Source organism: Pontibacter flavimaris (assembly GCF_001907195.1).
GTDB classification, from domain to species: domain Bacteria; phylum Bacteroidota; class Bacteroidia; order Cytophagales; family Hymenobacteraceae; genus Pontibacter; species Pontibacter flavimaris.
This window is the reverse complement of record NZ_LVWA01000013.1, coordinates 60,698-72,056: the sequence shown is the minus strand read 5'-3', so window position 1 is coordinate 72,056 and position 11,359 is coordinate 60,698. Positions and strand designations below refer to the sequence as shown.

General features: G+C 54.7%; 10 protein-coding genes. 8 read left to right on the top strand and 2 right to left on the bottom strand.

What is annotated here, in order from left to right:
• Positions 1-19: 19 nt before the first annotated feature.
• Complete coding sequence (locus tag A3841_RS19525) at positions 20-1,342, bottom strand: mechanosensitive ion channel family protein (RefSeq protein ID WP_073855117.1); 1,323 nt, start codon at positions 1,340-1,342, stop codon at positions 20-22.
• A gap of 329 nt (positions 1,343-1,671) precedes the next feature.
• Here A3841_RS19525 and A3841_RS19520 point away from each other — a divergent pair, with 329 nt between their 5' ends.
• On the top strand, positions 1,672-3,924 hold the full coding sequence (locus A3841_RS19520; protein WP_073855115.1) for a Tex family protein: 2,253 nt from the start codon (positions 1,672-1,674) through the stop codon (positions 3,922-3,924).
• Positions 3,925-4,407: 483 nt separating this feature from the next.
• Positions 4,408-4,953, top strand: a complete 546-nt coding sequence (locus tag A3841_RS19515; RefSeq protein WP_083610455.1) for an outer membrane beta-barrel protein — start codon at positions 4,408-4,410, stop codon at positions 4,951-4,953.
• A gap of 90 nt (positions 4,954-5,043) precedes the next feature.
• Here A3841_RS19515 and A3841_RS19510 read toward each other — a convergent pair whose 3' ends face one another.
• The gene (locus tag A3841_RS19510; RefSeq protein ID WP_073855111.1) at positions 5,044-5,475 is read right to left on the bottom strand and encodes a hypothetical protein; all 432 of its coding nucleotides are present in this window, start codon (positions 5,473-5,475) and stop codon (positions 5,044-5,046) included.
• A gap of 237 nt (positions 5,476-5,712) precedes the next feature.
• Between A3841_RS19510 and A3841_RS19505 the strand changes: the two genes are divergently transcribed.
• The 6 genes from A3841_RS19505 (at position 5,713) to A3841_RS19480 (ending at position 11,293) form a co-directional block, all read left to right on the top strand.
• A complete protein-coding gene (locus A3841_RS19505) occupies positions 5,713-6,627 on the top strand; it encodes a M48 family metalloprotease (RefSeq protein ID WP_073855109.1) in 915 nt (304 codons plus the stop codon).
• Positions 6,628-6,742: 115 nt separating this feature from the next.
• Positions 6,743-7,465: a head GIN domain-containing protein gene (locus A3841_RS19500; protein ID WP_073855107.1), complete on the top strand. Its 723-nt coding sequence runs from the start codon at positions 6,743-6,745 to the stop codon at positions 7,463-7,465.
• Between the two features lie 14 nt (positions 7,466-7,479).
• Positions 7,480-8,064, top strand: coding sequence for a hypothetical protein (locus A3841_RS19495; protein WP_235861516.1), 585 nt, complete (start codon positions 7,480-7,482; stop codon positions 8,062-8,064).
• A gap of 156 nt (positions 8,065-8,220) precedes the next feature.
• Positions 8,221-8,433, top strand: coding sequence for a hypothetical protein (locus tag A3841_RS19490; protein WP_073855103.1), 213 nt, complete (start codon positions 8,221-8,223; stop codon positions 8,431-8,433).
• Positions 8,434-9,362: 929 nt separating this feature from the next.
• Complete coding sequence (locus A3841_RS19485) at positions 9,363-10,289, top strand: M20/M25/M40 family metallo-hydrolase (protein ID WP_073855101.1); 927 nt, start codon at positions 9,363-9,365, stop codon at positions 10,287-10,289.
• Positions 10,290-10,522: 233 nt separating this feature from the next.
• Positions 10,523-11,293, top strand: a complete 771-nt coding sequence (locus tag A3841_RS19480; RefSeq protein ID WP_083610454.1) for an outer membrane beta-barrel protein — start codon at positions 10,523-10,525, stop codon at positions 11,291-11,293.
• The last annotated feature ends 66 nt before the right edge of the window (positions 11,294-11,359 follow it).

Below are 11,359 nucleotides of genomic sequence, written 5' to 3'. Positions count from 1 at the left end.
CATTTGCAAATATCCTGCCTTAATTCTGCATGGGCTCCGGCATGTAACCCGGCATGCGCGAGCCGGCCAGGGCGTTGCTCAGGTGGCGCATGTCATCGGCTGCCGGGTGCTCAAACACCTCCAGGTCGAAGTACTTGACCGCTGCCAGTAAATGGTCAAAGATATCGGCCATAATGACCTCATAGTAGGCCCAGCGCACATCGTTGGCAAACACATACAGCTCTATCGGCATACCGGTGGTGGTGGGCTCCAGCTGGCGCACCATCATCGTGAGCTCCTTGTGCACAAACTGGTTCTGCTCGATATAGGCACTGGCATAGGCCCTGAAAACCCCGGCGTTGGTCAGGTTGCGGCCGTTGATGAGCAAGCTTTTGTCGATCTCGTTCTCCAGGTTATAGGCGTCTATCTGCTGGCGGCGCTCCTCCAGGTAATTGGTGACAAGCTGTATCTTGCTCATGCGCTCAATGTCCTGCTGGGAAAGGTACTTGATGCTGGAGATCTTGAGGTGAATGGAACGCTTGATGCGCCTGCCGCCCGTGCGCTGCATGCCGCGCCAGTTCTTAAACGAGTCGGAGATCAGGTAATAGGTGGGGATGGTGGTGATGGTCTTGTCCCAGTTCTGCACCTTCACGGTGGTCAGATTGATCTCGGTCACGTCGCCGTCGGCGCCATACTTCTCCATCGTTATCCAGTCGCCGATGCGCACCATGTCGTTGCTGGAGACCTGTATGCTGGCCACAAAGCCAAGAATGGTGTCCTTGAACACGAGCAGAAGTATGGCTGAGGCTGCGCCCATGGCCGTGATGAAGGCCCATACTTCCTTGCCGGTCAGTAGCGAGAAGATGAGTAGGCCGCCCACAAAGTATAAAAAGATGGAGATCACCTGCAAAAAGCTGTCAACGGGTTTGTCCTTGAAGAGCTCTGTCGTTTTTAGATAATCTTTTAAGGACCGTAGCAGGGCCCGGACTATGGCGATGGCTAGCACCACCGTGTACATATCGGTTAGCGTCCGGAGGGGCTTTATCCAGCCCGGGAAATCAGAGAACACGACCGGAAGGCTCTGCACCACTATAATAAGCGGTATTATTTTGGCCAGGTGCTTAAAGGTTTTGTTCTGGATCAGGAAATCATCGAACTGGGTGGAGGTTTTATCCGAGAACTTTTGCGAGACGCTCAGCATTATTTTCCGGGCCACCACTGCTGTACTATATACCAGCACCAGTACTATCCCCAGCAACAACAGCATGTTCAGGTACATGGCCGATGTTTCGGGCAGGCCCATGCTGGTAAAGTGATTGTAAAAGAAATGGCTGATCAGGGAGTCAGGATTTGCAGTTTCCATGTCAGGTTGTAAGAGGTTGGAAGAAGGATTGCCGTGCAAAGGTAACAAAAATACAGGGAGGGTAGGGGAAAATGCACTATTGCCGTTCGCTCATCCCGGCCAGACCAGCCGTTTTTATACTTTCCATCCCAGTCATTTCAGCAGATAAAGTTTCCAGGTTTGGCAATAAGGTTTAATTTTGACGTTTCGTAAGCCTTGGTTTATACTTTAAAGCAGGGCAAGGGCTAGGAAGGCAGGAGGGGAAGGAGCAAAGGCCTTTCAGATCAGGAGTTATACTTTCCCGCCCTACTTGCCGCTTATCAAACCAGATTATTGTCTTATATCAATATATGGAACCTAATTTAGAACACTTACTAAAGATTGCCTCAGAGCTTTCTATCACCATCAAGCAGGTAGAGGCTACGGCAACCTTGCTGGACGAAGGGGCGACCGTTCCGTTTATCTCCCGATACCGCAAAGAGGCCACCGGCTCGCTCGACGAAGTACAGATCGCCGCCATCCGCGACCGGATGGAGCAGCTGCGCGAGCTCGACAAGCGCCGCGAAAGTATACTTAAATCTATCCGCGACCAGGAGAAGCTGACGCCGGAGCTGGAGGCGCAGATCCTGGCGGCCGAGACCATGGCCGTGCTGGAGGATATTTACCTGCCTTACAAGCCGAAGCGCCGCACCAAGGCCACCATCGCCCGCGAGAAAGGGTTGGAGCCACTGGCAGCGCGTTTGTTTGCCCAGGAGAGCTTCGATGTAGAAGCTGAAGCCGCCAGTTTTATCTCGGAAGAGAAAGAGGTGAAGGATGTGAACGAGGCCCTGGCCGGTGCCCGCGACATCATGGCTGAGTGGATGAACGAAAACGCCGAGGCACGGGCCGCCATGCGCCAGCTTTTCGAGAAGCAGGGCGTGTTCAAAAGCCGCGTGATGATGGGCAAGGAAGAGGAAGGACAGAAGTTCAAGGACTACTTTGAGTGGGAGGAGCCGATCGAGAAAGCGCCTTCGCATAGAATATTAGCCATGCGCCGCGGCGAAACGGAGATGGTGCTGATGCTGAGCGCCCAGCCCGACGACGAAGCCGCTTTGGCAAAGCTGGAAAACATGTTTGTGCAGGGCCATAACGCTGCCTCCGAGCAGGTAAAACTAGCTACCAGAGATTGCTACAAGCGCCTGCTCAAGCTAAGCATGGAAACCGAGGTGCGCCTGAGTTCGAAGAAGCGGGCCGATGAAGAAGCCATCCGTGTGTTTGCCGACAACCTGCGCCAGCTGCTGCTTTCCTCGCCGCTGGGGCAGAAAACTGTACTAGCACTTGACCCGGGCTTCCGGACCGGCGTGAAGTCGGTAGTGCTCGACAAACAGGGCAAACTGCTGCACAACGAAGCCATTTTTCCGCATACGGGCCAGCACAAGGAGCAGGAAGCCGCGCAGGCGGTGCGCTACATGGTCACGCGCTTCGAGGTGGAGGCCATTGCCATTGGCAACGGTACCGCCAGCCGCGAGACAGAAGCATTCATCAAGAGCCTGAAACTGCCGGCCTCTGTGCAGGTGGTGATGGTGAACGAAAGTGGTGCCTCCATTTACTCCGCATCAGACGTGGCCCGCGAGGAGTTCCCGGACCAGGACGTGACCGTTCGCGGTGCCGTTTCCATTGGCCGCCGCCTGATGGACCCGCTGGCCGAACTGGTAAAGATAGACCCGAAAAGCATCGGCGTGGGCCAGTATCAGCACGACGTGGACCAGTCGGCCCTGAAGCACTCTTTGGACGATGTGGTGATGAGCTGCGTGAACGCGGTGGGGGTGGAGGTAAACACGGCCAGCAAGCAATTGCTGACCTACGTTTCCGGCCTCGGACCTGCCCTGGCACAGAACATAGTAGAGTATAGAAACCAGAACGGTCCTTTCAAGACCAGAACCGAGCTGAAGAAAGTTGCCCGCTTAGGCGATAAGGCTTTTGAGCAGGCGGCAGGATTCCTGCGCATCCGCGATGCTAAAAACCCGTTGGATGCCTCGGCGGTGCACCCGGAAAGCTACCCGATCGTGGAGCAGATGGCGAAAGACCTGGGCGTAACGGTGCAGGATTTGATGAAAAGCGACGAGCTGCGCAAGAAGATCAACCTGAAAAACTACGTGACCGAAAAAGTAGGTTTGCCCACGCTGCAGGACATCGTGAGCGAGTTGGCCAAGCCGGGCCGCGACCCGCGCCAGACGTTTGAGGCATTCAGTTTTACCGAGGGCGTGAACGAGATCAAGGACCTGCGCGCCGGCATGAAGCTGCCGGGCATCGTGACAAACGTAGCGGCCTTCGGTGCGTTCGTGGACCTGGGCGTGCACCAGGACGGCCTCGTGCACGTGAGCCATTTGTCTGACCGCTTTGTGAGCAACCCGAACGAGGTGGTGAAGGTAGGGCAGAAGGTGGAAGTGACCGTGCTGGAGGTGGATGTAAGCCGCAAACGCATCTCGCTGAGTATGAAGGGCGACCCAGCGGCTCCAAAACCAGCCGGAGGCGGACGTGGCAAAAGCGGCAGCAAGCGCGAGGAAGAGCCGATGAACGACTTTCAGGCGAAACTGGCCCAGCTAAAGGGTAGATTTAAATAAGCTGGAAAGTATAAGTATAATACAAAAAGCCCCTGCTATACTTTAGCAGGGGCTTTTGTATTAATAACTCAAGTTGCGATTTACTAATGCAGTGCAAGTATAAACCTGCCCTTCCGAAGAGAGGAATTACCTACTCTTTTGCGAAACTCCCCTCTCCAGAGTGGTAGGGATGGGTTAATCGCAACTTTGGATAATAGTAAATAATACTTATACTTTAACGGCGGCTCCTGCACCAGCGGAACCGCTGTTTTTTTGCACTGATAGGTAGGCATCGTTTACATCAACAGTTGCAGTGCAGGGTAAATGATCTTGTACTTTATGGCTGCTATAGAAGAAAAGTGACTTGATTTAGGGAGCTGGAAGTAGACTACATAATCGATCTGCAATAATTTCATTTATATAGTTATGGTATTATATTTTGGAAAGTATATATAACTTCTATTTTTGCACCGTAAATCATTAAAAACTTTAAATTCATAGTCTATGAAAACATTTTTACTAGCATTAGTGGCAGTGGTAATGGCTGCAGGAACAACGTTTGCCCAGGAGCAGGGAAGTATGAAATTGGGTGCCGGGCTGGCCTTTGGTACGGAAGCGGCACTGGATGAGGAAGGCTCAAAAGGTGGCTTGGGCATTTATGTCGGCGGTGAGTACTTCTTCACGGAGAAAATCAGCGCTGCGCCGAGCTTTACCTATTTCTTTAAGTCGAAGACAGATTTCTTTGGCGGAGAAATGTCAGCAAACAATAGCGCTTTGGACATCGACGGTCGTTATTACTTTGCCAGCACCAAGCAGGTATCGTTCTATGGTCTGGCTGGCTTGTCGGTTGGGTTTTCCAAGGTAAAGGTAGAGGGTGTCGACGGGTGGAGGGATTCCGAGTCCGCATCAAACAACAAGGCTGGTGTTAACGTTGGAGCCGGGATGGTATACCCTCTCACCGAAACGCTTGACCTCAATGCCCAGATCAAGTATAACACGCCGCTGGAGCAGCTTGACATCCAGGTAGGCATAGCTTTCCCTATCAACTAAGAACCCTACAGGTTTATAAAGTATAACAAAGGCGGCTCCTGCAACAGCGGGAGCCGCCTTTTTGTGGGAAAAGGGGTAGAATACACACTGCTACAAGCCTAAAGACAGGTCCGAGTCCCCGAACCACACATAAGCATCCTCTATTTTCTCAAAGAACTGCATCTGGAACGGGAAAATGTTTCTTCCCTCGTCCATCATGCCCTCCAGTATCAGGTGGCTCAGTACATCCTCTGGTTCGATAATCGCCATTTTAGCAATGGCAGTCTTATAGGCCAGCTGCGGCGCAATCACTTCATTCGCCCAGTTCTGGTCGTCCGGTGAGATGATTCCCCCGGCCCGGTTATTTATGAGCCAGTACTTCAACCGCCCTTCAATGGCTGCGTCTGTCGCGGCTTGCAATCCCTGGCGGTAAGTGGCTGAGGGCACCACGCCATTCGCCTGCACCACCATCAACTGATGTTTTGGTACCATGTAGATGAGCAGTTCGGGCTCGTTGAAAAGTACAACACGGGGTGCAGGCATAGAGCAAGTTACCTAAAAAAGCTTAAAAATGCATCTCCGGATCCGCCTGTCAAAGCCGTGCCGGCGCGTTGTTGGCCGCTTTCTACATTAAAAGTATAGGAGTAAAAGTATAAGAGGCATTGTTTAATGATGCGTTACAAAGTATGAAATTGTATTTCTGGCAAAGTACTTGCTATTATACTACCCGCAGCGGCGCCCACGTTTTAAAATAGCCGCATCATCCATAAGAGCTTTACAATGCCATACTTCAGAAAGATTGCGTTTGCGCTGGGGCTTCTACTTGCCCCGGTACTGGGCCAGGCAGCCTCCGCCGCTACGGTGGCTGCCCCTGCCGCCATAACCGCTACCCCTACCGACACCCGCGACATCGTGCAGGAGATCATCAACGTGGTGGGCCTGAAACCCCGCTTCGAGCTGCAGGCCGCCGATATTGACAACGCCGCCGCTGTGATCTACAACGGCAAGCGCTATATCCTTTACAGCGAACGGTTCCTGGATGCCATCAACAACGCCGTGCACACCGACTGGGCCGGGGTGAGTATACTTGCCCACGAGATCGGGCACCACCTGAACGGCCATACCCTGAGCCGCAGCGGCAGCAACCCGGCCGATGAACTGGAGGCCGACGAGTTCTCCGGTTTTGTGCTGCGCAAGATGGGGGCAAGTATGGCCGAGGCGCAGGCAGCCATCAACCTGCTGTCGGAGGAGGAAAACTCGCGCTCGCACCCGGGCCGCAGTTACCGTTTGGCCGCTATCAGCAAAGGCTGGCGCAGTGCCAACGAGCAGTTGCTGGCCAGCGCAAGCGGCCCGCAGCCCGACCAGCGTGCCATAGAGCCGGTGCGCCGTCAGCCGCGCATCGCGCAGCAGGAGCCGCAGCAGCAGCGTGCCGCCCAAACCGCCTCCCTTAGCAGCCGCATGGTGCTCTCGAAGGTGGTGTTCAGCCAGGCGCCGCGCGAGCAGTTTTACCTCACTTCGCGCCTGCACCTGGTGCACCTCACCAAAGACGGGCCAAGGGTAATCGGCAAGCTGGCCAAAACCGGCAACCCCGACTATCCTTATTACTTCGAGAGCGATTACCTTCAAACTGTCTTCATCACCGACAGGGGTATTCTAGTCAACAGGCAGGGGCAGCAGGTAGGGCATCTGTCCTAAGCCGCCGCACCCGCCGGCAGAAAGGCCACATCGTAACGCGCGGTGTGGCCTTTATACTTTTATACTTTGGAATTTAATATATTGCAGCACTATCATTCCGCTAACCCCTGAAACTATGAAAATCCTGAAAAAACCGGTGCTGCAGCTGGCCTCCGCGGCTTTGTTGATCTCCTTGTCTTCCTGCGGTGGCCTGCTGTGCCTGGAGGGGGAGGGCGATGTGGAGCGCCGCACACTGGAACTCTCCCGCTTCAGCGGTGTTGAAGTAAGCGGCGGCACCAAAGTATACATCCGGCAGGGAAACCAGCAAAGCGTGGAGGTGCGCGGACAGGCCAATATCCTGGACGAGCTGGACACCGAGGTACAGGGCGACGGCACGTGGGAGATCGAGTTTGAGCGCTGCCTGGGCTCGCACGAGACCGTGGAGGTATACATTACGGTGCCGGAACTGGAGAAGGCCGGCGTGGGAGGGTCTGGGTCGGTGGAGCTGGTGGATGTGTTTAAAAGCCGCTCGTTCCAGTCCAGCCTGTCGGGTTCCGGTGATGTGCTACTGCGCCTGGCCACGGAGAACCTTGATGCCCGTATCAGCGGCTCTGGCACTATTCGTGCTGCAGGTGTGGCCGATGCGCAGGAGGTCTCCATCTCCGGCTCAGGCAAGTACCTGGGCTATGACCTGGACAGCCGCAGCGCTGAAGTGAGCGTTTCGGGCTCGGGCAGAGCCGAGGTGGAGGCAGAAGACCAATTGAAGGCCGATATCAGCGGCAGCGGGCGCGTATACTATGGTGGTAGCCCCGATGTCAGCTCCAGCGTCTCGGGCTCCGGAAAAGTGATCAGAAAGTAAATTAGATGATGATAATGAGAAAGATAGGAAAATATACACTGTTGCTGCTGCTGTTGGTAGCCGGCTTTTCGTGCAGCACCAAAAACGATGTGGAGGCCTTTAAGGAGGCCAAGTATGACCTGGAAAGTATAGAACGCATGGAGCTCAACGGCATCGACCTGCTCAAGAAGAAGCGTCCGCAGGATTTCTCGTTCAGCGATGCCGCCACCCTGTACACGGCCTTCTCCGACAACTCGCTGAACGCCGTGTCCACCATCGGCCTGAAGGTGGAGCTGCCGGAGGGCAGCCAGGAACGCACCATGACGGTAACGCAGCTGAAGTGGCAGCTGCTGGTGGATGATCAGCATACGTTGGATGGGCTGGTGAGCGAGCCGGTGGAGCTGCGCAACGGCCTGAACACCATCACCGTTACCTCGCCGCTTACCTTTGCCACCAGCGAGGGCAGCAGCCAGCCCGACCTGAACAAGCTACTGCGCCTGGCCACGCTCCTGAACAAGGACAGCGCCGACCGCCCCAAGGTAACGCTGCAGATAAAACCCACCATTCAAACCTCGGTAGGGCCTCTGGAACTGCCCTCTTACATCAAGATAAAGGGATAAGGAGAAGCCAGGTAGAGCACCTGGCTTTTTTGTTTTCTTAAAAATATTATGATGTGTTTGTAACTTTTAAGGGAATGCAATCGTAGTGGCACGCTTTTTATACTTCTTCTGTTAGATTTTTTTAGCCATAGTATAAATTTTCAACTGAAGAAGCAGATGAACTACAACGATTTAAGAACCGAGGAACTGTTTGTAGAAGCGAGTGCCATAAGATTTTACATGCGCCAGGAGGGATGGGTGAACCGCGGGGAAATGGTAGGTTACAAAGAAGCCTATACCCCGGAAGCCGATCGTTCTGAGACAGATTTAGAGCATCACATGCAGCCTGGCCCCCAGCGCAACTGGATTGAGTGGGTGCGGTCGCTGTAAGAAGATAGAAATAGTTTGAAGGGAGCAGCTCCTGCTGTGCTGGCTTTTGCCGGCGTAGCAGGGGCTGTTCTGTTTTTATACCTGTTCAATATGCAAAGCTGCAGCAGTTTATACTTGGGTTATACTTTTATACTTCCAGTTTCTGGCGCAAGCGTCCGCTTGTGCCTTACTATGATGTCGAGTCTGTAACTCGGCTGGCTTGAAAAGCCATACTTGCTTCTGCTATGCCCGATGCTGGCGCAAGCGTCCGCTTGTGCCTCTCTTAGCCCCTGCTTCCTGCAACCTGAGACAAGCTATACTTACTAGCTCCTGCTGATCCTCTAGTTCCCACAAACCTATCTTTGCACCTCTAGCTTTGGCTCCCTCCAGCCCGGGAGGGCTCGTCTTCCCGCATCGCGCTGTGTTCCCTCCTGCGCCAGGGCGCTGCCACTATCGTGGCACCGGATCTCACAAGGCGCTCAACCCAAGGACTGGGATCAGTTCGATAGCTACGGCCTTACTGTCATCTCGAATGAAATGAGAGATCCCTTAGAATTCCCGATAGATCTCTCGCGCTGCTCGAGATGACAGGAAAAGGAGCAAGTATAACTCCCCTCCTCGGAAGGGCTAGGGGTGGGTTTATACTTGTAGGGACAGGTCGCGACCTGTCCGCGCGAGAACAGCAACTATGAAACCCATACTTTGGAAGTGGTAATTACAGACTCCCCTCCTTGGACTACTGAGAACACGAGTTCGATGGTAGCGAGCGAAGCTCTGAGGGGCAGGGGTGGTTGGATTCTGTACTGCAGAGCTCCCTCCCTTGTTTTTAGGGGAGGGCTGGGGTGGGGTGAAGCAGAGGGACCAGGGCAGGGGCAGATAACACACTATTTATGGACATCCCTGAATTTGCCAAAACCATACACATCACCTATCTTCGGCTTTTAGCTCCCATGAAAAAGACCCTTGCCCTCGCTTTTATCCTTGCCACACCCATCCTTGGCCTGGCGCAGAAAAGTAAACCTGATGCCGCCTTGCTGTTGCGGGATGTTAAAGTGCTGTCGGCCGACTCGATGCAGGGGCGTTTGAGTGGCACGGAGGGCAACCTGATGGCGCAGGAGTATATCCTGAAGCGTTTCGAGGAGATAGGGCTGAAGCCGTTTAACGACAGCTACAAGCAGCATTTCCAGATCAATAACAGGCGGGCGCAGGTAGAGCAGGCCACCAACCTGCTGGGCTACCTGCCGGGTAAATCAGACAAGGTGATCGTGGTAACGGCGCACTACGACCACGTGGGCCAGCGCAACGGCAAGATCTACAACGGCGCAGACGACAACGCCTCCGGGGTGGGCGCGCTTTTGGCCGCTGCCGCCCATTTTGCGAAGCATCCCCCAAAGCACACCATTATTTTTGCCGCCCTCGATGGCGAAGAACTGGGCTTGTCCGGCGCGAAGGCGTTTCTGGAGCAGCCACCGGTGCCGCTGCACAACATCCTGCTCAACGTGAACATGGACATGCTGGGCATCAACCCGAAGGGCGAACTTTACGCCAGCGGCACTTTTCATTATCCGCAGCTGAAGCCATATCTGCTGAAGGTGAAGCCGAGAAAACAGGCGCGCCTGGTGCTGGGCCACGACCGCCCCGAGCAGGGCAGGGACGACTGGACCGGCCAATCGGACCACTTCCGGTTTCATGAGCGCGGCATACCCTACGTATACTTCGGCGTGGAAGACCACCCCCATTACCACCAGCCCACCGACGATTACGAGAACATCACCCATGCCTTTTACCCCGATGCGGCGGCGCTGGTGCTGGATTTCCTGGAGCTGATGGACAACAACCTGCAGCGGCTTCCGGTGCAGCAGCCAGCCAAGCCGTAGTAAGAACAGGTGCAATCCCCATCCATACTTTAAAAATCAGCTGCTGTCCTCAGACGCGTATATTTTATACTTTAACTATTCCGATATTCGTATATATTTATCGCGAAAGCACCATCTTTCTGCCCGCGGAACCGTAGAGAAGAAGAGGCTACAGGCACGTGCAAGGGCATGGCAGCGGCAGCTGTTTCCCCGCCAACAGGCCTGGCAAAATGATGTTAAACCTGTCTGAGGATATGAACAGGAAACCATACTACTTACTCATACTTTTCTCTCTGCTTATACTTTTTCCCTGGGACGCACTGGCGCAACAGCAGCAGTATCGCTACAAACGCAGCAGCAAAACCACCAATGTGCAGGAGCGCGGCTGGGTGATACTGGTGGGCGGTGGCGTTACGGCTGTCAGAAGTGATATTTGCGGCAGCGTGGACTGCATCGACTTTGGCCCGAACGTGAGTGTGGGCGGCCTCTACAAGCTCTCGCCATACTTCGGCGTAAGCGGCACGCTGGACTACGTGAAGCTGGGCGCCGTGGAGAAGAATCCCGAAGCCCCGCTAAACATTGCGTTTGAGTCGGAGGTGATCGAATTGTCGGCCTCTGCGGTGATCAACCTGCTCGACACCTATGCCGGATCGGGGAACTACCGCGCCAAGCGCAAGCGGTTCGCGGTGCCCTACCTGCGGGTGGGCCTGGGAGGCTTATACTACACCGCCTCCTCGTTCCCGGCCAACCGCAGCCTCGACGACACCCAGGCCACCTACGACCCGGAACAGGAATACCCGGCTTTCGCGGCGGTGGTGCCTGTGGGCGGTGGTGTCCGTTTTTTCATCAACGATGAGTTCAGCATTGCCGGGGAGGCGGTTTACCGCGTCACGAGTACCGACCTGCTCGACAACATCCCGCCCGTGCTTTCCAACGGCTCCCGCCGGGATGAGTACGCGGTGCTGGCCGTGAAGCTGCAGTACACGCCCGTGCTCAAGAACAAGCTCAAGCTCTTCTCCAAGTAGCAAATTATACTTAACCCCGCTATTCCTCCCGCGTAGAGGTAAAGGCAGATGCGCCTGTGCACCTGC